Here is a 23,816-nt window from a genome sequence, read left to right on the forward strand (position 1 = left end):
ATGACGTGGCGCACCCATCGGCTGTACCGGCATAATCTATCAGTTTCAATAGTTTCGCTCCAGAAGACCGGGGACGGCGAGGCCATATCGCAGCTTCCTCCGCCGTAAAACATTTGCATTGACAAATGTTGCAAATGAAAATATTTAAGAATGAGGATTTGGGAGGATCTCATGACATCAGCACTGTTTGGCCTGAACAATCTTGCGCCTGAAGGCGTCGGCCAGAATTTCCGCACGACGATGCGCCGTTTTCCGGCGACCGTGACGGTCATCACTGCCTGTGCCACGGGTGATCAGCGCGATCACGGCATGACGGTTACCGCCGTCACCTCGGTTTCGATGGAGCCGCCCTCTCTTCTGGTTTGCCTGAACAACCGCACGTTTCTGCACGAATTGCTGCTCTGCCGGCCCGATTTCATCGTGAATGTGCTGACGCAGGACCAGATTGCCTTGTCTGATGCTTTCAGCGGCAAGGTTTCGCCGGAGGAGCGTTTCCGCAACGGCGAGTGGCAGCGTCATGACAACGGTGTTCTTTATCTGCCCACGGCCCATGCCGCCATCGCCTGCCGCCGTGTCGCGGCAATGCCATATGGAACGCATACGGTGTTTATCGGACAGGTGGTGTCGGCCGATGTAAGCGAGACGACACGACCGCTGCTTTACGAAAATGCCCAATATTGCGCCGCAAGCCCGGCAGGCCTGTCCGCCTGATATTTCCCGGCTAGACTATTCTCGGAGGAGACAATCATGAACGATATGAGCCATGCGCCGCAGCCGGCGCAAACGAACCCGCATGTCCGCCTCGTCGGTCGCGTTGCCGGTGTAGCGGATTTTTTCCGCTCCAGCGCCCGACAAACAGAGGAGGCGCGCCGCGTTCCCGCCAGTCATATCGCGGCGCTGCGCGGCATCGGCTATTTCGATATCGTCAAACCGCGGGCTTTCGGCGGGCAGGGCGGTGAATTTGCCGAGCTTGTCGAAGCCAATATCGAGCTTTCGGCGGCCTGCGCGTCGACAGGCTGGGTTGCCGGCCTGCTTTCCGCCCATCAATGGCTGCTGGCGATGTTTCCAGAGGAGGCGCAGGCGGATGTCTGGGGCGAAAACCCTGACGCGCTTCTGTGTGGTTCCTATGCGCCGGTAAAGATGGCGGAGGCCGCTGACGGCGGTTACCGCCTGAGCGGCAAATGGGCCTTTGCCTCGGGCTGCGAGAATGCCCAATGGTCTCTCTGCGCCGCCATCCTGCCGCCGCAGGGCGAAGGCAGGCCGGTTCCGGCCTTCCTTCTCGTGCCTGCGAGCCAATATGCCATTGAAGACACGTGGCATGTGGTCGGACTGGCCGGCACGGGTTCCAAGACGCTGGTTCTCGATGATGTCTTTGTTCCCAAACATCGGGTTCTGACCTTTCCGGACGCGACCAGCGGCCACACGCCGGGCGGGCGGTTTTATGCGCAGGAAGGTCTCTTCAACATGCCGCTTCTTACCGGCATTCCTTCCTGTCTCGCCTCGGCTGGAGTCGGTGCAGCCAAGGGTGCCCTGGCAGCCTATGTCGATCATGTCAGTGGCCGGGTGACCCGCGGTGCGGTGGCGGGCGGCAATAACCGCATGGCGGAATTTCCAACCATCCAGCTGCGTGTCGCGGAAGCCGCTGCGAGCGTGGATGCCGCTTGTGAAATCCTGTTGCGCGACGTTGCGCGGGCTCAGGCACTCTCACAGGCAAGGCTTGAAGGGCGGGCGGAATTTTCGGTGGACGACCGGCTATTGAGCCGTCGCGGCCAGTCCTTTTCGGTCTCTCTGGCGCTGCGCGCCGTGCAGGCACTCAACGATTCCACCGGCGGTGTCGGGCTCGATCTTTCCAATCCGGTCCAGCGGGCCTGGCGGGATGCGAATGCGGTGGGCCGCCATATCAGCATGAACTGGGATGCCGTGGGCACCATGATCGGCCAGAGCATGCTCGGCCTGGAACCCAAGGGCCAATATTGACCGCACATGTGGCGGCAACTGAACAGCGATTTTCGGAGGAAATAACATGCAAGGCAAGGTCGCTCTCGAAGAGCATTTCGCAATCCCGGAAACACTTCAGGATTCGGCCGGGTTCGTGCCCGGTGATTACTGGAAGGAACTGCAGCATCGCCTGCTCGACATTCAGGATACGCGCCTGAAGCTGATGGATGCGCATGGCATCGAAACCATGATCCTGTCGCTGAATGCGCCGGCGGTGCAGGCTATTCCCGACAAGAAGAAGGCGATCGAGATTGCGCGCCGCGCCAATGACGTCCTGGCTGAAGAATGCGCCAAGCGGCCGGACCGCTTCCTCGCCTTCGCAGCCCTGCCGTTGCAGGACCCGGATGCGGCGACCGACGAGCTTCAGCGCTGCGTCAACGACCTCGGTTTTGTCGGCGCACTCGTTAACGGCTTCAGCCAGGAGGGCGATGGCCAGACACCGCTTTATTACGACCTGCCGCAATATCGTCCATTCTGGGGCGAGGTGGAAAAGCTTGATGTACCTTTCTATCTGCATCCGCGCAATCCGCTGCCGCAGGATTCCCGCATCTATGACGGCCACCCCTGGCTGCTTGGCCCCACCTGGGCGTTTGCGCAGGAAACGGCGGTTCACGCGCTGCGCCTCATGGCATCAGGCCTGTTCGATGAGCATCCGCGCCTCAACATCATTCTTGGCCATATGGGCGAGGGCCTGCCCTACATGATGTGGCGCATCGACCACCGCAATGCCTGGGTGAAGCTGCCGCCGCGCTATCCGGCCAAGCGCCGTTTCATGGATTATTTCAACGAGAATTTCCACATCACCACCTCTGGCAATTTCCGCACCCAGACCCTGATCGATGCCATTCTGGAAATCGGTGCCGACCGCATCCTGTTCTCCACCGACTGGCCCTTCGAGAACATCGATCACGCCTCCGACTGGTTCAATGCGACGAGCATTGCCGAGGCCGACCGGGTAAAGATCGGCCGCACCAATGCGCGCCGCCTGTTCAAGCTCGACGGAGCCTGAGCCATGCAGCCGTTCGTCTATACGACGGCCCCGGCCCGCATCGTCTTTGGCACGGGTAGCTCCGTGGGGGTGGCGGAGGAAATCCGTCGCCTCGGGCTGTCACGGGCGTTGGTGCTTTCCACACCCCATCAAAAGGGCGATGCGGAGGCTTTGGCCGCCCGGCTTGGCCCATTGGCTGCCGGTGTTTTTTCCGATGCGGCCATGCACACGCCGGTCGAGGTGACGAAACGGGCGGTCGAGGCCTATCGCGCTGCCGGTGCCGATTGCGTCGTATCGCTCGGCGGCGGCTCTACCACCGGTCTTGGCAAGGCCATTGCCTTGCGCACCGATGCGCCCCAGATCGTCATTCCAACGACCTATGCCGGCTCTGAGGTGACGCCCATTCTTGGCCAAACGGAAAATGGCGTGAAGACCACCCTGCGCGGTCCGGAAATCCTGCCGGAAGTGGTGATTTACGATGCCGAGCTGACACTTGGATTACCTGTTGGCATCAGCATGACCAGCGGGCTAAACGCCATGGCCCACGCGGCAGAGGCGCTTTATGCTCGGGATCGCAATCCCATCGCCAGTATGATGGCGGTGGAAGGGTTGCGGGCGATGATCGAGGCGCTTCCCGGTGTGAGGATGGAGCCGCAAGATACCAAGGCGCGCGAAACGGCACTTTACGGCGCGTGGCTGTGTGGCACGGTGCTTGGCGCTGTTGGCATGTCGCTGCATCACAAGCTTTGCCATACGCTGGGCGGCAGTCTGGACCTGCCGCATGCGGAGACCCATGCGGTGCTTCTGCCGCACACCATCGCTTATGTGGAACAGGCGGTGCCGGATCAGCTTGCGCCGCTGGCCGCACTTGTCGGTGGCAGGGCAGGGACGGGCCTTTACGATTTTGCCGCCCGGCTCGGCGCGCCGGCAAGCCTTGCAGCACTCGGTGTTGGCGGGGAAGATCTCGACGCTATGGCCGAGCTTGCGACCGCCAATCCTTACTGGTGCCCGCGGCCAGTTGAAAAAACCGCGATACGCGCCCTGTTGCAACGCGCCTTCGAGGGCGCAAGGCCGGAGTGATCCGGCAAGCAGGGAGCGGCAATGATGGGAGGAGGACATTATGGACATGAAAACGACCGGTGATGACGGCTATTTCGTCGAGGAACGTTCGGCCGAAACCGTGATCGCCCGTATGCGTGATTGTGACGATCCGCGTCTCAAGGAGATCATGGCGGTCGTCACCCGCAAGCTTCACGAGGCGGTGAAAGAGATTGAGCCGACTGAAGAGGAATGGATGAAGGCGATCCATTTTCTGACCGAGGTCGGCCAGATCTGTAATGAATGGCGGCAGGAGTGGATCCTGTTTTCCGATATTCTCGGCGTTTCCATGCTGGTCGATGCGATCAACCACCGCAAGCCGAGCGGCGCGTCGGAATCCACCGTTCTCGGGCCTTTTCATGTGGCCGATGCGCCTGAGATGCCGATGGGCGCCAATATCTGCCTCGACGGCAAGGGCGAGGACATGCTGGTAACCGGCCGCATTCTCGACACCGACGGAATGCCGGTCGCAGGCGCCCGCATTGACGTCTGGCAGGCCAATGACGAAGGTTTCTACGACGTGCAGCAGAAGGGCATTCAGCCCGATTTCAACCTGCGTGGCGTATTCGTCACCGGTGAGGACGGACGCTACTGGTTCCGGGCGGCGAAGCCGAAATATTACCCGATACCGGATGATGGCCCCGTGGGGCAGCTTCTGCGGGCCATGGGGCGTCATCCCTACCGACCAGCGCATCTGCACTACATCGTTGCGGCAGAAGGCTTCACTACGCTCGTCACGCATATTTTCGACCCTGATGATCCTTACATTCGTTCGGATTCGGTTTTCGGTGTGAAGGAAAGCCTGCTGGCCGATTTTCAGCGGGTGGAGGATGCGCAGAGGGCGCAGGAGCTGGGGTTCGCCAACGGCTGGTTCTGGTCGGTGGACCACGATTTCGTGCTCGCCTGATGACCGTCGGTAGCGACCGTCCCCGGCTCTATGTGCGTTTTGCGGAAAGTGATCCCGCTGCCGCTGAGCAAAGGTTGACGCAGATGAGTGCCCACAAGGCTCATTTACGCAACGAAGATGGCGTTCCGGAAGGATTCAGAATTCTCGCATCCGGCCCGATGCAGGCGGAAAGCGGAGGGTCTGCCGCGGCCCTCATCATTGCTGAAGCCCGCTGTATCGAGGACGTCATGGCTTTTAGCGACGCCGACCCCTTTGTCATCCACGGCGTCTATAACCGCATTCGTATTTTGAACTGGACGCCGACTTTGTCGAGGATTTCCGGGCTGCAAGGCGACTGAAATTCACGCCTGCAATGGCTGTTGGCGATTGTTAATATTTCAATTGCAATTTTTGCAAACGCAACATTTAATCGAAGGCGGGTGATACCGGCGATATGTGTCTTGACAGGAGCGAGACGCACATCAGGGTGGAGCAAGCCGGGCACCCAGGGAGCAATCGCAGGAACGGGAAGACGTCGATCCATTCCGGGTGGCGCGTTCATGCGTGAAAGGGAGGAATATGTCCACGAACTATATGAGCGCCGCCTCGGTGCGGACGAAGAACCCGGCTGGCGTCATCGCGACATGCGGCCTGATGATCATGTTCGACGGTTACGATCTTGTCGTTTACGGCGCGGTCGCACCGGCGTTGCTGAAAGAAGGCGCATGGGCGCTCAATCCGGCCATGGTCGGGCGGGCTGCCGCCTTGACGTTGGTGGGCATGCTGCTCGGCGCGCTGTTTGCCGGCACCATGGCGGACCGTATCGGCCGCCGGAAGGTCGTTCTCATCAGCCTTGCCGGATTTTCAGCGATGATGATTGCCTCGGCCATGACGCCGAACTTTCTTGCTTTCGAAATCACGCGCTTCTTCGCCGGTCTCGGCCTTGGCGCGCTCCTGCCGACGGTGACGGCGCTGGTGCTGGAGTTCTCGCCGCCCAAGCGCAGGGCACAGGCAAACTCCCTGTCGTTCCTCGGTTATCTTATCGGCGGCATTATTTCCGGCCTCATGGGTATTTTGCTTCTGGAGAGCTATGGCTGGCGGCCATTGATGCTGATCGGCGGCCTGCCGCTTATTCTTCTGCCGATCTTCATGCGGTTCCTGCCGGAATCGCCGGAATGGCTGGCAAGCAAGGGCCGGCAGGCGGAGGCAGACGGGATTTGCGACACTTACGGCCTGCAACGTATTACGCCGCATGCCAAGATTCAAAAGGGCGGCGTGGGCGCCCTCTTCTCGGAAGGCCGGCTGCTTTCGACGCTGAATGCCTGGGGCATTCACTTTTGCTCGCTTCTGCTGACCTTCGGCATGGTCAACTGGCTGCCCACCATCATGAACAAGATGGGCTACGACATCAGTTCGGCGCTCAGCTTTTCCATCATGCTCAATGTCGGAGCCGCAATTGGCATTCTCATCGGCGGGCGTTTCGCCGACAAGGGTAACGTCAAGGTGGTTGTGGCCGTCCTTTTTGCCATTGGCGCGGCCTCGATCTGGGCGTTGACGGTAAACAAGGGGCCGTTGCTCTATCTCTTCGTTGCCCTTGCGGGTGCGGGAACGATTGGAACCCAGATTCTTGCAAATGTTCTGGTGGGGCGGCTTTATCCTGTCCATATTCGCGGTACGGGTCTTGGCTTTTCCCTGGCCGTCGGGCGGCTGGGCGGCATCGCCGGTCCGATGATCGGCGGTCTCGTGCTGCAACGGGGCCTGGCTCCGGAGTGGAACTTCTACATTTTCGGCTCGGTCGCGCTGGTCGGGCTGGCTTTGACCGTATTGACCCTGCTCTACCGCACTTCAGGCGACGGGCGGGTTTGACTAAGATGATGATGGCCGCAGGGCAAAACCTGCGGCCAGCACTAATAGATGGTCTAACCTCTTCGGCGGCTGCGGAGTTGCCCCAACGTCGCGAGTGTATTGCCGCTGATGGACGTGCTGCCGCTGCCGAATAAAGCGAGACGCGGATCCGACGTTGCGTTGTTCGCTTCGAATGTCAGCAAAAAGCGATTAACCAGTTTTTCGACCTTCTTGGGGTCCTGCAGGTCCTTTATCTTCAGCTTCTTCTCGATCATCTTTGCCTGCGCATCCACCTTGGAGTTTGCGGTTTCTGCGGGAATTCCAAGGGCGGTTCGGGTGAACTCCGCAAGTGCATTGTCGGCGAGTATGTCGTAGGGATTGGAAATGCTGGCAGCCATGCGCTTGAAATAGAGCGCAAGGCGAACGCCGGAATTTTCTTCGCCCACCCGCTGTTCCAGCGTCTGCCGAACATATTTGTCGCGTGTTTCCATGAGGCTGCGGGTGTTCTGCACGCTCTGGCCGGCTTTCGCGACGATATTCCCCTTGGCGTCGAAATTGAAGGAGCCGGCAAGTGCGCGGAAGCGGGCATCTTTTTCGGTATTGGCGAAACTTTTGGGGTCCTTGAGGTCGGACTTGAAGATCTTCTTGAGGTAGTCGGTGGTGACCGTTTTGGGGTCGATACGCTGCGCAATCAGCATGAAATCGAGAAGGCGGCGGTCGGAGAGCAATTGATCGACGGTTTCAATCGTTTCCATTTTCTGGCGATAGTAGGTGACCTCCTTTTCGCCTTTCTCCCTGACCTTTTTGTCCTTGTCCCAACGGGTAACTTCCTTCAGATAATTTCGCGATATTCGAGTGATCTCGTTTTCCGACTGGGCGAGCCGGGGTGAGCCGATCTTGCCCTCGGCATCAAAGTTGAAAGCCTTGGCCAGCCGCACGAAACGCTCGTCTTTCAAAGTATAAACGTAACTTTTCGTGTCTGACAGATCGCTGGTAAATACCCGTTTCAGCGTGAAGGACGAGGCTTCTTCAGCGGTAATATCGAAGGCCTTCAGGGCGAAGTTTCGAATGATGACCGCGCCCTGCGCGTTCGACAGAAAATCCTCGAGATTTTTCGTCAGGCCGATATAGCGCTGGTAGTTCTTGATTGCCTTTTCGTCCGCTGCTTCGTCCTTGTCATCGTAACGGCTGAAGTAGAGGTTCATCATGGTGTTGAGCTGTTCGGCGGTCTGCGCGACCTTGCCGGTCTTGATCTTGCCATCCGCACCGAAATTGAAGGCGCGTGCCAGATCGACAAGACCTTTGTCCTTCTCCTTATGGATAGGGCTTTTCGGATCATTCGGATCCTGCAAGACGGCCCAGCCGATTTTCTTGTCCGTCTCATCATTGTCGGTCAGATTGAAGCTGACGATGAGCATCGTTCTCAGGCGCGCAAACTGCGTCATCTGGCTGGCCTCGGTGATGGTTTTCATCTTGTCCGCGAAATACTCGCGGTTGAGAACAGCTCCGGCCTGCGTCAGGCGGGGATTTGAAAGAACGTAGGTTTCGTTAATCAGTCGCCTCTGCGCAGCCGTCTGCGCCGGCATGCCGTCATCTACACGGCCGTCGTCCCGGAAATTAAACGCGGCCGCCATCTCGAACAGTTTGTTGGCATCGTTGATACGCTTGTTATATTGGCTGATCAGGTAGTCGATCTTTGCGAGCGCCGGTTTGTCGGTGGACGCGACGCCTGCACGTTCTATGCGCAGATCGGCCGCCTTCGCCTTCCACTCCGGGATCAATGACTTGTAGGTCTTGTTGATGTAGCTATCGGCATTGCTGATATCGCTCGTCAGAACGTTTTTGACGTGCTTGTAGCTGAAGGTCTCGGGGTCGATGCCGAAGGATTTGAAGACATAATCCCGAAGCCGCGTGTTCTTGAAGATATCGTCGACATGTCCGACCTTCTCGATGGCAATGTTATAAAAACGGGTCTCTTCCTTTAATTCGGCGCCTTCCTGTTCGATCGTAGCGTGATAGGTGGCAATCAACCGGTCTTGCTGGGATTTTGTCTGAACCGATTTTTCCGCTTTGATCGTGCCGAAATCGAAAGAGGCAGCGAAGTCGCGGTATCGCGTATCCTTCAGTTTGTTGGCGAAGCTGTTCGGATCGTTGAGATTGCTTTCCAGCACCTTCTTCATGAAGGCGGTGGCATAGATCATTTCCTCCAGTCCATGTGCCTTCATGGCGTAGGAATAGAGCCGGAAGTCCTTCAGGAACGCGTCAAGGTTTTTGACCTTGCCGATATTATCCGCATAATATTTGGCGTCGCGCGATACGACGGGGTCGTTCGCGACGCGTTTCAGCGACAATTCCATGTCACGATTGTAAAGAGCGTAAGTCGTATATGCGGGCAGCACCATGTGTCTCCGAAAAAACTATGGTAAAATCTGTGCGGGAACCAGTTATGAAGCGGATAATTACAGTATAGTCTTGCGCGTAGCTGTATAATTAAAAGTAATATTTAGAGTAATATTTTGTATTATTAATTTAGTTGAGATTTATATTGATTGTTTGGTGCGTGGCTGCGTTCAGATCGCGTGCAGGCAGAAGCGGCCCCAAGCGCCAACGCCAACACCACGCCGGCAGACAAAGGGGAAAGACTTGGCAAAAGCTGAGGGCGGCACATTTGTCCGGGCTGTTGGGACAGACATGCGAAAATACCGCTGGCAGCGTGTTCAGCGCTATCCTGAGGCAAGGCCGGATTAGAGGCTTTTTTCTAGGGCAGTTCCGGGTACCGCTACGGGTTCTTGCGGGAGACGGGGGCGACGGTCGCCATCTGCAACAATGTGCGCTCATTCGTGCGTTTGGCTCGCGCCAATGCATCGTCGCGATCTTCCGGCAGCGTGTAGGTCATGTAGGACAGCGAGGTTTCGAGGTCGTTATTGTTGTGTCCGAGGATGGCCGCGAAATAGCTGTTCTTGGTGACATGGGGCGGCGCGAAATTGTGATACGCCACCTCCGCATAAAGGTGCCGCAAGCCATAGGGCTTGGGCAGTTCTTCCTTCGGCCAGAGATCCTCGAACAGATTAAAAACCGTGTCCCGAAGCAGCAGGCGAGTTTCCGATGAAAAATCGTCGATCGACATGCCGTGCCACAATTTTCCCTGCCCGCTTTCGCGCAGGCGCTGGTAGGCGGACAGGATGGTTGCGGAGCGTGCAAGGACCGGGATCTCGTAGGTAATCCCGAATTTCGTTCCTTCGCCCTGCTTCGTCTTGGCCTGGCCGTTAAACAGGATGCTCCATTTGGAAACGCCCTTGCCATAGGGAGCGGGTGAAAACTCGGCCTGGGTGAAGACTTCATAGGGGCGGCGTCCCGTCATGCCGATCAGGCCGATGCCGATCATCAGCGGATCGCTGGACTTGAGACAATCCTCGCAGATCTTCAGCACCTGCCGGTAATTCTCGAATGTGATTAGCGCGCCGTGCTTGTTGGCGATCTTCTCCATCTTCACCCGGCGTGCCTCGTCATACATTGCGGCATCGCCGGTGGCGATCTTCAGCATCGGATGGTCGTCACCGAAGGCTTCGCGGATGGCGTTACGATATTTGGTGATGTAGGAAATGATCGTCGTCTGGGCGCGGCCCTTCATGACGGCGATTTCGGCGTCCCACAAGGCCTGCATCTCTTCTTTCGAGCCCAGGCCGTTCATCGCTGCAATAAAATCCGCGATCCGCAAAAGCACTGTCGGCTTGCGGCCGGCGGTGTTGAACTCCGCCCGTTCGATCTTTTCGACAATGGAAGTCGCCACGCCGGTTTTCGGATAGTCGGCCCGCTCTATATAGGTCTTCAGCCGCTCCCGCAGCTTTTTCATGTTGCAGATGGCAAGCGGGGTGCTCTTAGCTCCAAATTCGGCCTTCAGGGCATAGCGATATTTCATGATGTAAAGTTCGAGCGTCTTTTCCGTGCGGCCATTGTCGAAATGGTAGCGGACCTCTGCGTCCCAAAGATCGCGGATTTTTTTGTTTCGCAACGTCTCGCTGCTTTTCATCGCCTCCCTGACCCGACCGACGAACTGGTCGATGCGTTCCACGAGAACTGGAGTTTTGGTCTTTCGTGCGAGCATGCGGCGGCCCCTGAACCGGTCGGGAAATATAAAATCTATGATTGGCAATCAACAGAAGCATGGTTGCGGAAATGCCATGGATATCCGCCTCCAGCATATTTCTTTTGAATAATAGTTTAATCGATTCCGCAAGTATGGCCGTGATGCGTGGAACCTTCAAGGAAGGTTTGCGAGCCGAGATCGGCAAGTCGGGGAGCCGGCATCCTGCCGGCGGCGCTTCGGGTGATTGAATTCTGATGGAAGTATGGGCTTCGGGAATTCTCCCGAAGCCGCAGAGGTTGCGACAGCCTATTTCGGTAGCCGGGTTTTCAGGGAGGTCACGATGCGCTTGGCAAGCCCCTCATAGTCCTCATCGAAATGGTGGCCACCTTCGATGCCGACCGTCTCCACGCCCTTTGCCTTCAGGCCGGGGCAGGGGTCTTCATCCTCTTCCTCCGTGCCATAGACGCATTGCACCAGCTTCGGATCGATCTTGACGATGTCATCGATGGTCTTGCCGCCCTTGCCTTCGCCTGCAACGCCGAGCCAGCCCTGGACGGAAATCTCGAAATCGACTTCGGTCGAAAGTCCAAGCAGCGTCAGCTGCACGACATGGGATTTCGCGCGTTCGGGCAGGAGATTATAGGTGGCGGGAATGATATCGGCGCCAAAGGAATAGCCGATCAGCACGACGTTCCGAACCTTCCATTCCTTGCGGTAGGTGTCGATGATGCGCGCAAGGTCATTGGCCACTTCCTGCGGCTGTTTTTCTTTCCAGAAGTAACGCAGGGCATCGACACCGATCACAGGTATCCCCTGCTTTTGCAGCGCGCCGCCGACTTCCTCGTCCAGATCGCGCCAGCCGCCGTCACCGGAATAGATCACCGCCATGGTGTCCATCGCCGGGCTTGTTTCGAGAACCGTGATCGGCAGGCCTAGCGGGCTGCTGGTGTCGCCCGCCGCATCGACCTTGTCGGACAGGGTCTGAGACAAAATCTCATCCGCCTTGCCTGTCACATCAGTCACTTCGATATCGGGATGAAGCTTCACCAGGGCGTTAACGTGGTCGCGGCCCTTCTGATCCGCATCGGGCGTGAACAGCACGCTGACAGGAGCTGGCAGCGGGCCATCGGTCAGGCCATAAACCGTTTCACCGTCCGCCTTGTCCTTGGTGGCGGGGGTGCAGAGTATCTTCTCAAGCGGCAGGCCAGCCTTGGGGTCGACCGCGATGGCTTCCTGAACGGTGGAGACCGGGCTTTGCGCGATCATGGCGAGCGCCAGCGTTCCGCCCTTGCCGATGCCGGTGAGGATAGGCTGGCGATAGCTGGCCGTCCCGGCGGTGCGCTGGATCTGCTGCGACAGCGACTCGATGTCCGAGATCATATAGATACAATCGTCATCATCGGCCTCGAGTGCCTTCAGATATTCCTTGAAATCGATGCCGACCACCGCGGCACCCTTTTCCACCAGTGCTTTGGCGCGTTCTTCGTCGGTGCTGGTCCATCCGTCCGCATCGGAAATCAGGAAGACGCTGGCGAGAATTTCGCCATCCGGCACCATGATGTGCTCGGCGGGGATCATGCCGGTGTCATAGGCTGGCTTGTCCTGCGAAAAGGCGGCGCTGGAAGCAAACAATGGGGAGAGGAACAGGGCGGAAGCGGCAAGGGCTGCCTTCAGCATGCTGTATTTTCTCATTTTCCGATCACTCCTCTGACGCCGCCACTGATCAGAACCGTCGCGTCCATCAGCGCCAGAGCGGCGTCTGCGCCATTTTGTACGGCGAGGTAACGCGGTTCCCATTTCGGGTGGAACTTCGTCTTGAACGCACGAAGGCCCTTAAAGTTGTAGAAACGTTCGCCATGTTCGAAAAGCGTGCTGCCAATGCGGTCCCAGACCGGTGCCGCATCGCGCTTCGACATGCCGGACATGGGTGCCATGCCGAGATTGAAGCTCTCATATCCCGCCTCGCGCAGGTGCTGCATGATGCTGACGAAGAGGAAATCCATCGAGCCGCGCGGTGCATCCGGTGAAAAGCGCATGAGATCGACGGTGGCTTCCTTTTTGGTGTCCGTCACCATCAGATTGGCGAAGGCGGTGATCTTGCCATCCTTGCGCAGCACGGCGACGGGCTGGGAGAGAATGTAGTTGGGCTCGAACGCACCGAGAGAAAATCGCTTTTCCCTTGTATTGTGGTGGGTGAGCCAGCCATCCGAGACCTGCTTGAGATCATCCAGAATATCGGCAACATGCGATTGCTCGACAACTTCGAAGGTCAGCCCGTCGCGGGCGCCGCGGCTCAGTGACTGGCGAAGGGTTGCGAGCTTGCCGCCCTTCAATTCGAATGCGGTAAGATCGACCAGCGCCAGTTCGCCAAGCTTGAAGGCACGCAGGCCCGCATCGGCGCAATGGGACAGGAGGAAGGGCGAAATCTGGTAGAAGGCGGCGCGCGCACCCGCCGAACGGGCGGATTCCACGAATTGCCAGACCAGATCGGGAAAATCCTCCTCGTTGCCGACGGGGTCGGCGAAGGCTATCCATGATCGGCCCTGAATGCCGTACATGATGAAGGCGCTGCCGCTTTCCGAGAACATCACATGCTTGTCGCCCATGCGCACCAGATTGGCATCGGCCGAATCCTGCTGCATGACGATGTCGGTTGCACGTTCAACGTCTTCCGGCTGGATGGAATCCGGCTTGAAGGTGACCGGCCGCATCAGGCTGAAAATTGCAATGGTGGAGGAAGCGAGCACCAGGCCGAGAAGGGCGCGCAGACCGCGCGGTGCTTCTTCGGAGAACTCGAATTCCCACCACAATGTGTGGCTGTAATCGGTGTCGCGGTAGACGAACAGAAGGATCGTTGCCGCGCCGGCGATGATGACGGCCATAGCGGCGAGCCAGCTCGGTCCCAGAGCCTGTTTGACCAGCGAGGCATGACGGTTGAAGCTGCGCATATTGAGGGCTAGCGCCGCGATGAAGATGCCGAGGAAGATTGCCTCGAAAACGGCAATCGCCTTCACCAGCGACAGGATGAGCGCCAGCGATGCGGCGACAAGGGCAATCCACCACGCCCCATCCAGCCGCTGCCCGAGGCCGCGGGAGGCGACAACGAGGCCGAGGCCGAGAATACTCGTCAGAAAGTGCGCCGCCTCGATGATCGGCAGTGGCACGAAATTCGACAGGAAATCCAGATTGCTGCCGGGCGTCGGCGTCACGCTCGAAAAGATCAGCATGGTGCCGAGAATGATCGCGAAGGTGGAGAGCAGCGGTGGCGCCAGCCGCACGGCAAGCTGGCTGATATCGGAGACCACCGGCTTGGCCGCGAACTGCTTCATTTCGGAAACGATCATTACCAGAATGGCAACAACCAGCGGCAGGACGTGATAGATGACGCGATAAAGAACGAGGCTTCCGAGCAGCTGATCGACGCTGATCGCGTTGCCGAGCCCGGCTACCATAACCGTTTCGAACACACCGAGACCGGCGGGAACGTGGCTGAGAACGCCAAGGCCAACGGCGGTGGCATAGATCGCGAAGAATGTCGGCCAGCCGAGATGCGTCTCGGGCAGGAGCACATAAAGCACGGAGGCGGAGGCGGCGATATCAAAGGCGGAGACGAGGAACTGGCGCGAGGAGGTGCGGCTGTCGGGAAGGCGCAGTCGCCATTTGCCGAGCCGGATCGCCTTGCCGTTGCGGCCGATATAGGCGGTGGTAACGAGAACGGCAATGACGGCGAGCGCTCCGCCCCTTAGAACAGTCGGGTCGAGACCGATGATGGCTGCGATGCGTGGTGCGACGATGAAGGTCGAAAGGGCGCTGACCGACAAAAGGCCCAGCCCGAAGGACAGCGTGACGAAGGCGATGACACGGGCGATGTCACCCGGCGAAAGTCCCAGCCTGGAATAGGCGCGAAAGCGTATTGCGCCACCGCTCAAGGGGCCAAATCCAGCAGTGTTGCCGATGGCGTAAGCGGCAAAAGCGGTGGCCGCCATGGACGGGAAGCGCACCTTTTTTCCGACATATTCGATCGCGTTGGCGTCATAGAAAATCAGCGACAGGAAGCTCAGCGCCGTAAAGACCATTGCAAGAAGAATGGCCGGAAGCGAAGTGTCCAGAAGGGCTGCGATCACATCATCGTACCGCACTTCGGATGTGAGGCGGTAAATCGCAAACGTCATCATCACGAAGATGAGCGTAATGGCGATGGCCGTCAGATAGGGCCGGTTTCTGGCAAAGAAGCTTTCAACCGGGGATTCGGTAATATCGGTCTGTATAATTTCGCTCTTGTCTGCCATTTGCTTTTTCCAGCGCCAGTCCCTTGGTTGGCGAACCACAGGATTGTGTCGCTAATTCGTTTCGGTTGAGGAAATTTGCTTAGCAGAAATGCGTGACGTGTCGATGTGAAGTTTGGCGACAAACCAACGAGATTTTCGCCGTTAAAATGAAAAATGCAACCAAAAAGAGCGATGTTCAAATTTTAGATCAAAAACTCCGTGAATTAAACGTTCCGATTGCTTGGAGGCGATGTTTGATGTGATTAAACGCTTCTTTCAATTGAAGGAAATGCAATATGAACATGCCTACAAGAATAGTAATTTCGCTGATCGCAGCCCTTTTGGTGGGCGGCGGCTACATGGCTTATGACAAGATGCGGGGCGCCGAATGGGTTGTTTCGCCGCAGCAGATCGCTGATGCGAAGGCCGGTGGGCAGGCCGGATATGAATCGCGTCCGGGAACAGTGACCGTTCTGCCGATCCGTAGCGAGACGGCGGATGTACTGCCGATCAAATGGGCCATTGCTGGTCTGGTCGCAGGCTTGCTGGCGTTTCGGTCCACGGGCAAAAAGAAAGCGGCAAAGGCCTGAGGCCTGCCGCTTCATGTCTCCGGCACGGAAGTCCGGGGAGAATGCCAAAGTCGGGGCGCGTTACGCGCCCCACGTTTTCTCCAGCACGCGTACCCAGTTGCCATGGCAGATCTTGGCGAGTGCGGCGTCGTCATAACCGCCGTTGCGCAGGGCTGTGACCAGCAATTGCAGATCGGCCGCATCCTTCATGGCTGCTGGAATGGTGGTGCCGTCGAAATCCGAGCCGAGTGCGACGTGATCGATGCCGATGCGGTTGACGATATAGTCGACATGGCGGACCAGTTCGCCAAGGTCGGTAGCCGGGTTCTTCACGCCGTCCTGGCGCAGGAACAGAACGCCGAAATTGATGCCGGCAAGACCGCCTGTGTCGCGGATCGCGTCCAGCTGGCGGTCCGTCAGGTTGCGGCTGTGGTTGCACAGCGCATAGGTGTTGGAATGGGACGCCACCAGCGGTGCGTCCGATATCTTCGCGATGTCCCAGAAACCCTGTTCGTTCATGTGCGACAGGTCGACCATGATCTTCAGTTCGTTGCAGGTCTTTACCAGCCGTTTTCCGGCATCGGTGAGGCCGGGGCCGATATCCGGTGTCGACGGGAAGCGGAAGGGAACGCCGTAGGCGAAGATGTTCGGGCGGCTCCAGACCGGGCCGAGCGTGCGAAGGCCAGCCTCGTGGAGAACATGCAGCGCATCCAGATCGGCGCCGATCGCTTCTGCGCCCTCGATATGGAAGACGGAGGCAAAGGCGCCCTCTGCCATCGCGCTGCGGATCTCGGCGGCCGTGCGGCAGACTTTCAGCGCACCGCCTGATTGTTTCTCGGCGCGGAACAGCAGGGCCGCCATGCCAAGCGTCGCCTTCAGCGCGTCCGCTTCAGCCGGTGTCGTGAAGTCGCCGTTCGCGTCCTTCTCCATGCTGGGCGAGGGGACGTAGATGGCGCAGAGGCCACCGGCCAACCCGCCCTTCCTGGCGCGCGGCAGGTCGATGTGGCCGACCGTATCACCCTCGATGAGAAGCGTTTCGGGAGAGGCATTGCCCGATCGCCATAACCGCAGAAGCACGTCGTTGTGGCCGTCGAAGACGGGTACGGTTTTTTCATCGGTCATGGTCATTCACCTTTGGATACGGGCGGGGCGCGGGCGCGCGGTCGTCAGACTTTTGAGAATTGGTAGAGGAAAGGTCAAGGTCGGAGCAAATGCAATCCGTGCATAGGCTCTGCCAAATTTGGAATTGGTCGCGCCTCGTTTGCTCGTGGTAATCGCGGGAAAACATAAAAAAAATGACTGGATTGGGGCGAACCCATACCGTTTCCGAAAAATAAGGTCCGAAAGGGGATTTTCGATGATTTCAAGACGCAACCTGCTGATTGCCGGCGCTGCCGTACCGTTCCTGTCCTATGCGCACATTCCGGCATTTGCTGCGACACCCAAGGATATTCTGGTGGTCGCGCAGCAGCTGGACAACATGACGAGCCTTGATCCGCATGAGGGTTTCGAAGCCGTCGGCGGTGAAATCATGTCCAACATGTACCAGAAGCTGGTGCGGGCGAACCGTGAAGATTCCACCAAGGTCGATCCGGTCATCGCGAAGTCCTGGGAAGCCGATGCGGAAAGCAAGGTTTTCACCTTTGTGATCGGTGATGATGCGACCTTCTCGAGCGGTGCGAAAGTGACCGCGGAAGACGTGGCCTTTTCTCTGCAGCGCGCCATCAAGATGAACAAGAGCCCGGCCTTCATCATCGGCCAGTTCGGCTTCACGCCTGACAATGCCGAAACCACCATCGTTGCCGCCGACGAAAAGACAGTGAAGCTGACGACGGCAAAGCCGACCGCAATCTCGTTCCTGCTCTATTGCCTCTCCGCCAATATCGGCGCGATCGTTGAAAAGAAGGCCGTGCTGGCAAATGCCTCGGGCGAAGACCTCGGCAATGGCTGGCTGCAGAAAAACAGCGCCGGTTCCGGCGATTTCATGTTGCAGGCCTGGAAGCCGAGCGAGAGCGTAGCGCTCACCGTCAACCCGAATGGCCCCTACAAGGGTAACATCAAGCGCGTCATCCTGCGCCATGTCACCGATCCGTCTTCCCAGCTTCTGATGTTGCAGAAAGGCGATATCGACATTGCCCGCGACCTGACTTCGGAACAGCTGCGTACCGTCCAGAACGACGCCAACATCGAGTTGCAGCGCAAGAGCATCGCCTCGCTGGTGCTGATCTCGCTCAATCAGGGCAATGAGAACCTTGCCAAACCACAGGTCTGGCAGGCCATCAAATGGGCGCTGGACTACAAGGGCATGCAGGAAAACATTGTGCCGCTGACGCACAAGGTTCACCAGAGCTTCGAGCCGGAAGGTTTCCCCGGCGCCGTCAACGACACGCCGTACCAGCGCGATGTCGAAAAGGCCAAGGCGCTGATGGCGGAAGCCGGTCTTGCCGACGGTTTCGAAATCACCATGGATCACTATTCCGCCCAGCCTTACCCGGATCTGGCGCAGGCCATCCAGGCAAATCTTGCCGATATCGGCATCAAGGTGCGTCTGCAATCTGCCGAGAACCGTCAGGTTCTGACCAAGATGCGCGGCCGCGAACACCAGATGGCGCTTTCCGCCTGGGGCACGGATTATTTCGATCCGCATTCCAATGCCGATGTCTTCAACATCAACAAGGACAATGGCGACGACGCCAAGTCCAAGCCCTTCCTGTGGCGTTCGCGCTTCAAGAACGACGACTTTGCCGCGAAGGCAGAAGCCGCCCGTGACGAGAAGGACCCGGCAAAGCGCATCGAGCTTTATGAAGCGCTGCAGCGCGAGCACATGGAAAACAGCCCCTTCGTCTTCATGTTCCAGACGACGAAGACGGCCGCGTTCCGCAAGGGCGTTTCCGGCTTTGAACTCGGTGTTCTCTCCGAGGGCAATTCCTACCACGATGCTAAGAAAGCGTAACATTGAACAAGCGCGTTAAAAGCATATCGTCGACACTGAGCAGCGTCATTCTGACGCTGTTCGGGTTGATGGTCATCACCTTCCTGATCGGGCGCGTCATGCCTGTCGATCCCGTCATCGCGGCAGTCGGCGACAACGCGCCTGAAGACGTCATTGTGCGGGTTCGGGCCGAAATGGGCCTGGACCAGCCACTAGTCGTTCAGTTTTTCCACTATGTGTCGCAGGTGCTGCACGGTGATTTCGGCAATTCCATCTTGACCCGCAACCCGGTTTGGATCGATATCAAGCGCGTTTTCCCCGCCACCTTCGAGCTTGCTACGGCAGCACTCATTCTCGCTGCGCTGATCGGCATTCCGCTCGGCGTATGGGCCGCCGTGAAGCAGGGTAAGTTGACGGATCAGATCATCCGCGTCGTCTGCCTTGCCGGCCATTCCGTGCCCGTCTTCATGCTGGCGCTGATTTCGCTGCTGGTATTTTACGCCACGCTTGGCGTCGCACCCGGACCGGGCAGGCAGGACATCATCTATGATGGCATGATCTCGCCGGTCACGGGGCTAATGACGGTCGATACGCTGCTTGCCGGCGACTGGGACGCGTTTTACGACGCCATCGCCCATATGGTGCAGCCCGTCTGCATCCTTGCCTATTTCAGCATGGCCTATATCACCCGCATGACACGCGCCTTCATGATCGATGCGCTGAAGGGCGAATATGTCATTACCGCCCGTGCCAAGGGGCTTTCGGCAATGACCGTTATCTGGGGGCACGCCTTCCCGACGGTTGCCGTACAGCTCGTCACGGTTCTCGCACTCACCTATGCCGGCCTTCTGGAAGGTGCCGTGGTGACGGAAACCGTCTTCAGCTGGCCGGGCCTTGGCCAATATCTCACCGTCTCGCTTATGAACGCGGACATGAACCCTGTCGTCGGAGCGACCCTGTTGATCGGCCTGATCTATGTCGGCCTCAACCTGCTCGCAGACGTACTTTACCGAGTAATGGATCCCCGCGTTCGATGATGTTAGCAACTTTCAGAAACTGGGCTCTGGATGAGACGCCGCATTCCCGCAGGCAGGCTGCCTGGGGAAACCGGTACCGCATCTGGCTGAACCTCAAGTCCAATCCGCTGGCGGTGGTCGGTCTCACGATCATCATCGTCTTCATTGCGCTGTCGCTGCTGGCGCCGTTCATCGCGCCTTACGATCCGGCCGCGCAGAACCTCGGCAACCGCCTTGCCTTCCCGAGTGCCGAGCACTGGTTCGGCACGGATGAGCTGGGTCGCGACATTCTTTCGCGCATTCTATATGGTGGTCGCGTCACACTCGGCATGGTCATTGCCGTCGTCGTTCTCGTTGCGCCGATCGGTCTCGCCATCGGCTGCATCGCCGGTTATTTCGGCGGTATCGTCGATACGGTGCTGATGCGGGTGACCGATGTGTTCCTGGCCTTCCCGCGCCTCATCCTGGCGCTTGCCTTCGTCGCGGCGCTGAAGCCTGGCGTCGAAAGCGCCATTCTCGCCATCGCGCTCACCGCCTGGCCGCCCTATGCGCGTCTCGCTCGCGCCGAAACCATGACGGTTCGCGGCAGCGATTTCGTTGCGGCCTACCGGCTGACAGGTGCTTCCGCCTGGCGCATCATCGCCCGTCACATCGCGCCGCTCTGCGTGCCGAGCCTCATCGTGCGCATCACGCTCGACATGAGCTCGATCATCATCACCGCCGCAAGCCTCGGCTTCCTCGGCATGGGCGCGCAGCCGCCTTCGCCGGAATGGGGTGCGATGATTGCGACGGCCAAGCGCTTCATCTTCGAACAATGGTGGGTCGCCACCATTCCGGGCATCGCCATCTTCCTCGTCTCGCTCGCCTTCAACTTCCTTGGCGATGGTCTGCGCGACGTGCTCGACCCGAAGGGACATTGAGCCATGCTGGTCGAAATCGAAAATCTGAAGATCGCGTTCCAGACCCGCACCAGCCGCTTCGAGGCGGTGCGCGGTGTTTCCATGAAGCTCGGAACAGAAAAGCTCGGCATCGTCGGTGAATCCGGTTCGGGCAAGAGCCTCACGGCGCGCGCGCTGATGAAGCTTCTGCCCTCCAATGCTGATATCAGGGCCGACAAGGTCTCCTTTGACGGTATCGACGTGCTTTCCGCCAGTGAAAAGCAGATGCGCCAGATCCGAGGAAAACGGGCAGGTTTCATCCTTCAGGATCCGAAATATTCGCTGAACCCGGTCAAGACCATGGGTGCACAGATCGCGGAAGCCTGGCGCGCCCACAAGGGCGGCAGCAAGCGTGCGGCCATGGAGGCGGCAATCGCTCTGCTCGATCAGGTGAAGATCCGCAATCCGCGCCAGGTCGCTTCGTCCTACGCTCACGAGGTTTCCGGCGGCATGGGCCAGCGTGTCATGATTGCCATGATGCTGGCGCCCGATCCCGAGCTTCTGATCGCCGACGAACCGACGAGTGCTCTCGATGCCACGGTGCAGGCGGAAATCCTGCGGCTGATCGAGGAGCTGGTATCGGAACGCGGCATGGGTCTCATCCTCATCAGCCACGACCTGCCACTTGTCTCGCATTTCTGCGACCGCGTGGCTGTCATGTATTCCGGCCGGGTGATGGAGGAACTGAAGGCTTCCGAACTCCTGAAAGCACAGCATCCTTACACGCAGGGTCTCTTGAACTGCATTCCCTCGCTGACGCATCCGCGCGAGCGTCTTCCCGTTCTCAACCGTGATGCAGAGTGGTCCAGCCTATGATCGACGTCGAAAATCTCCGTATCAAGTTCGGCGACCGTGAAGTGGTGAAGGGCGTGTCCTTTTCGGTGGAAAAGGGCGGCAGCTTCGGCATCGTTGGCGAAAGCGGCTCGGGAAAGTCCACCATCCTGCGCGCCATGGCCGGCCTTAATGAAAGCTGGGAAGGCCGCATCGCCTTTGCCGGCAAGGATGCGCCGCTGAAGCGCACGCCGGAATTCTTCCGGCAGGTGCAGATGGTGTTTCAGGACCCCTATGGTTCGCTGCATCCGCGCCAGACCATCGACCGTATCCTCAGCGAATTGCCGTTGGTGCACGGCATGGACAATATCGAAAAACGCATCCAGCAGGCGCTATCGGATGTGGCCCTGCCGCAGGCGGTGCGCTTCCGTTATCCACACCAGCTCTCCGGCGGTCAGCGTCAGCGCGTGGCGATTGCGCGTGCGTTGATTGCCGATCCGCAGGTTCTGCTGCTCGATGAGCCGACTTCGGCGCTCGATGTTTCAGTGCAGGCGGAAATCCTGAACCTGTTGCAGGATCTGCGGGCGGCGCGCAACCTCACCTATATCCTCGTCAGCCACAATCTGGCTGTTATCGCGCATCTGTGCCCACAGGTGGGCGTGATGCTGAATGGTGAAATGGTCGAGCAGCTGAATGCAGGCGATCTACGCGAAGGCCGCACAAAACACCCGCATACAGAAGAGTTGCGCAGCCTGAGTATCCGGCTGGAAGAGCCGGCTTGAGCCCCCGTCGCACATAAATCGAGCGGATGCTGCTCGCTTCCTCTCCCCACCGGGGAGAAGGTCGCGGCAGCGGTATGAGGCTTCCCACAAGGCCCACGAAGACACGAGACCGAACAATGTCACAGCAATTCGACTGGAACGCCGCTTCAACGCTTGCCGAGAGTTTCGTCTCGCAATGGGCCGGCAACGAGCCAGGCGGAGCGGTGATCGGTTTTGATCTAGATGGCATCCGTTTTGCCCATGCGGGCGGGGTTGAGAGCCTTTCGACGTTTGCGCCGTTCACGCTGAAAAGCGTGGTGCGTTACGCTTCCGTCACCAAACATGCCTTCTGTGCCATGGTGCTTGCCCATTCCGATCTGATGGGGCTTGATGATCCGCTCGGAAAGCATCTGCCGGAGCTGCAATCGCCACTCCGCGACGTCACTGTCGGGCAGGCGCTGGATATGAGCGGCGGGTTGCCGGACACGCGCGAATGCCTCTCGCTGCTTGGTCTTTCCGTCTACACCGAAACGAAGGCCGGCCCGCTTCTCGACTATCTGTCGCGGCTGACCCGGCTGAACTTTCCGGCCGGCAGCGAGGTTTCCTATTCGAATACCGGTTATCGTCTGGTCGAGGCGGCGCTGGAGCGCCATGGCTTCCGTTTTGACGATTTCGTGCAGACGCAAATTGCCGGTCCGTTCGGTGTTTTCCTGAAGGCGCCGGACGTCTGGAACGATCCGGTGGACGGATTGGTGCCGGGTTACTGGAAGGCTGAGAGCAACTGGCAACTTTCGGCGGCGGGGCTGCATATTTCCGCTTCGGGCAGTCTTGCCGGCAGTGCCGAAGCGCTGACCCGCTGGCTGCAGGGGCTGATGCGCGGAGAGGGCAGCTTTGCCGCCGTTCTGGACGGGCTTTCCACCGAGCGGCGGCTCGCCGATGGACGGATGAGCGAATATGGTCTCGGCATGCGCTGGTCACATCTCGGCGACAGACGTTTCGTCGGTCATGGCGGTTCGCATCCCGGCTACAAGACGTACTTCCTTCTCGATCCGGAAAACGGCACGGGTTTCGTCGTGGTATCGAACCGCGAGGATACCAACGGCTTCAAGATTGCGCTGGAAAGCATGGCGGCCCTGACCGGTCTGCCTTTACCCAAACCCGCCGCCAGCTTGCCGGAAGGCCTCTATGTCACCGAAAGCGGACCGTGGTGGCTGGGGATCAAGGGCAGTACCTCGACCTTCATCGATGGCGACGACACGCTTTATGAAGATGCCGATGGCTGGGTGTCATCGCGCTCCGCATCGTCTCCGATGCTTCTGAGGCTCGAGGGCGACGCGATCGTCGGCGAGGCAGGCCACGCCGCTCGTCGGTTCCTGCCGGTTGGTGACCATGCGGTGCCCGATGAGCTTTCCGGATCTTGGCGCTCTACCGAAGGGGCGGAATTTACGATTTCCGGTTCGTCGCTGACCATGGGTATCGGTCCCACGCGCCGCTCCATGCCTTTGACGGCGCTCGGCAATGGTCGCTTCCTCTTCACGCTCTCGGACGGGCCGTGGACGAAGCGCATCTGCCTCAATCAATTGAGCGACAGCCGGATAGAGCTTGTGGCGAGCCGGGCGCGAATGATCGAATATTCAAGAAGCCTTTAAGAGGGTTTCA

At 58.8% G+C, this 23,816-nt stretch carries 19 protein-coding genes; 14 read left to right on the forward strand and 5 right to left on the reverse strand.

The features are described 5' to 3' along the window. The first annotated feature begins 171 nt into the window (after positions 1 to 171). The 7 genes from graD (at position 172) to ACQZ5Y_RS09640 (ending at position 6,836) form a co-directional block, all read left to right on the forward strand. Positions 172 to 711, forward strand: a complete 540-nt coding sequence (gene graD / locus ACQZ5Y_RS09610) for an FADH(2)-dependent resorcinol hydroxylase reductase component (protein WP_003514147.1) — start codon at positions 172 to 174, stop codon at positions 709 to 711. Positions 712 to 747: 36 nt separating this feature from the next. Beyond that, the gene (graA, locus tag ACQZ5Y_RS09615) at positions 748 to 1,977 is read left to right on the forward strand and encodes an FADH(2)-dependent resorcinol hydroxylase oxygenase component (protein WP_174049976.1); all 1,230 of its coding nucleotides are present in this window, start codon (positions 748 to 750) and stop codon (positions 1,975 to 1,977) included. A 46-nt stretch (positions 1,978 to 2,023) separates the two neighbouring features. Continuing rightward, a complete protein-coding gene (tsdA, locus tag ACQZ5Y_RS09620) occupies positions 2,024 to 3,007 on the forward strand; it encodes a gamma-resorcylate decarboxylase (RefSeq protein ID WP_174049974.1) in 984 nt (327 codons plus the stop codon). A gap of 3 nt (positions 3,008 to 3,010) precedes the next feature. After that, positions 3,011 to 4,066: a maleylacetate reductase gene (gene graC, locus ACQZ5Y_RS09625; protein ID WP_025594429.1), complete on the forward strand. Its 1,056-nt coding sequence runs from the start codon at positions 3,011 to 3,013 to the stop codon at positions 4,064 to 4,066. 40 nt (positions 4,067 to 4,106) lie between these two features. Then, on the forward strand, positions 4,107 to 4,991 hold the full coding sequence (gene graB / locus ACQZ5Y_RS09630; protein WP_174049972.1) for a hydroxyquinol 1,2-dioxygenase: 885 nt from the start codon (positions 4,107 to 4,109) through the stop codon (positions 4,989 to 4,991). Next, the gene (locus tag ACQZ5Y_RS09635) at positions 4,991 to 5,329 is read left to right on the forward strand and encodes a YciI family protein (RefSeq protein ID WP_174049970.1); all 339 of its coding nucleotides are present in this window, start codon (positions 4,991 to 4,993) and stop codon (positions 5,327 to 5,329) included. Before graB ends, ACQZ5Y_RS09635 begins: the two co-directional genes overlap by 1 nt. Before the next feature lie 220 nt (positions 5,330 to 5,549). Beyond that, positions 5,550 to 6,836: an MFS transporter gene (locus ACQZ5Y_RS09640; RefSeq protein ID WP_013636793.1), complete on the forward strand. Its 1,287-nt coding sequence runs from the start codon at positions 5,550 to 5,552 to the stop codon at positions 6,834 to 6,836. A gap of 53 nt (positions 6,837 to 6,889) precedes the next feature. Here ACQZ5Y_RS09640 and ACQZ5Y_RS09645 read toward each other — a convergent pair whose 3' ends face one another. From ACQZ5Y_RS09645 to mprF, 4 genes are all read right to left on the reverse strand, one after another. Further along, positions 6,890 to 9,217: a DUF1217 domain-containing protein gene (locus ACQZ5Y_RS09645; protein WP_174049968.1), complete on the reverse strand. Its 2,328-nt coding sequence runs from the start codon at positions 9,215 to 9,217 to the stop codon at positions 6,890 to 6,892. A gap of 377 nt (positions 9,218 to 9,594) precedes the next feature. Next, positions 9,595 to 10,920: a telomere resolvase TelA gene (telA, locus tag ACQZ5Y_RS09650; RefSeq protein WP_174049966.1), complete on the reverse strand. Its 1,326-nt coding sequence runs from the start codon at positions 10,918 to 10,920 to the stop codon at positions 9,595 to 9,597. A gap of 288 nt (positions 10,921 to 11,208) precedes the next feature. After that, positions 11,209 to 12,579 carry a virulence factor gene (locus ACQZ5Y_RS09655; protein WP_211380935.1) on the reverse strand — a complete coding sequence of 457 codons (1,371 nt, stop codon included), beginning with the start codon at positions 12,577 to 12,579 and terminating at the stop codon, positions 11,209 to 11,211. An 11-nt stretch (positions 12,580 to 12,590) separates the two neighbouring features. Then, a complete protein-coding gene (gene mprF, locus ACQZ5Y_RS09660) occupies positions 12,591 to 15,191 on the reverse strand; it encodes a bifunctional lysylphosphatidylglycerol flippase/synthetase MprF (RefSeq protein ID WP_065662125.1) in 2,601 nt (866 codons plus the stop codon). Positions 15,192 to 15,466: 275 nt separating this feature from the next. On the opposite strand from mprF, the gene ACQZ5Y_RS09665 reads away from it, so the two are divergent. Continuing rightward, entirely contained in the window at positions 15,467 to 15,760 is a 294-nt protein-coding gene (locus ACQZ5Y_RS09665; protein ID WP_003514125.1) for a hypothetical protein, read from the forward strand. A 60-nt stretch (positions 15,761 to 15,820) separates the two neighbouring features. Here ACQZ5Y_RS09665 and ACQZ5Y_RS09670 read toward each other — a convergent pair whose 3' ends face one another. Continuing rightward, entirely contained in the window at positions 15,821 to 16,861 is a 1,041-nt protein-coding gene (locus tag ACQZ5Y_RS09670; protein ID WP_013636788.1) for a dipeptidase, read from the reverse strand. Positions 16,862 to 17,096: 235 nt separating this feature from the next. Here ACQZ5Y_RS09670 and ACQZ5Y_RS09675 point away from each other — a divergent pair, with 235 nt between their 5' ends. The 6 genes from ACQZ5Y_RS09675 to ACQZ5Y_RS09700 all read left to right on the forward strand — a co-directional run bounded on the left by ACQZ5Y_RS09675 (position 17,097) and on the right by ACQZ5Y_RS09700 (position 23,806). Further along, entirely contained in the window at positions 17,097 to 18,692 is a 1,596-nt protein-coding gene (locus ACQZ5Y_RS09675) for an ABC transporter substrate-binding protein (RefSeq protein WP_003514121.1), read from the forward strand. A 2-nt stretch (positions 18,693 to 18,694) separates the two neighbouring features. After that, complete coding sequence (locus ACQZ5Y_RS09680) at positions 18,695 to 19,708, forward strand: ABC transporter permease (RefSeq protein ID WP_003514118.1); 1,014 nt, start codon at positions 18,695 to 18,697, stop codon at positions 19,706 to 19,708. Beyond that, positions 19,705 to 20,607 (forward strand): nickel transporter permease, encoded by a 903-nt coding sequence (nikC, locus tag ACQZ5Y_RS09685; protein WP_003514116.1) that lies wholly within the window; start codon positions 19,705 to 19,707, stop codon positions 20,605 to 20,607. The genes ACQZ5Y_RS09680 and nikC overlap by 4 nt, the downstream gene beginning before the upstream one ends. A 3-nt stretch (positions 20,608 to 20,610) precedes the next feature. Further along, positions 20,611 to 21,441, forward strand: a complete 831-nt coding sequence (locus tag ACQZ5Y_RS09690) for an ABC transporter ATP-binding protein (RefSeq protein WP_174049958.1) — start codon at positions 20,611 to 20,613, stop codon at positions 21,439 to 21,441. Then, a complete protein-coding gene (locus ACQZ5Y_RS09695; protein ID WP_003514115.1) occupies positions 21,438 to 22,178 on the forward strand; it encodes an ABC transporter ATP-binding protein in 741 nt (246 codons plus the stop codon). The genes ACQZ5Y_RS09690 and ACQZ5Y_RS09695 overlap by 4 nt, the downstream gene beginning before the upstream one ends. A 116-nt stretch (positions 22,179 to 22,294) precedes the next feature. Beyond that, positions 22,295 to 23,806 (forward strand): serine hydrolase domain-containing protein, encoded by a 1,512-nt coding sequence (locus ACQZ5Y_RS09700; protein ID WP_174049956.1) that lies wholly within the window; start codon positions 22,295 to 22,297, stop codon positions 23,804 to 23,806. The last annotated feature ends 10 nt before the right edge of the window (positions 23,807 to 23,816 follow it).

Source organism: Agrobacterium sp. A3-95, from assembly GCF_053521785.1.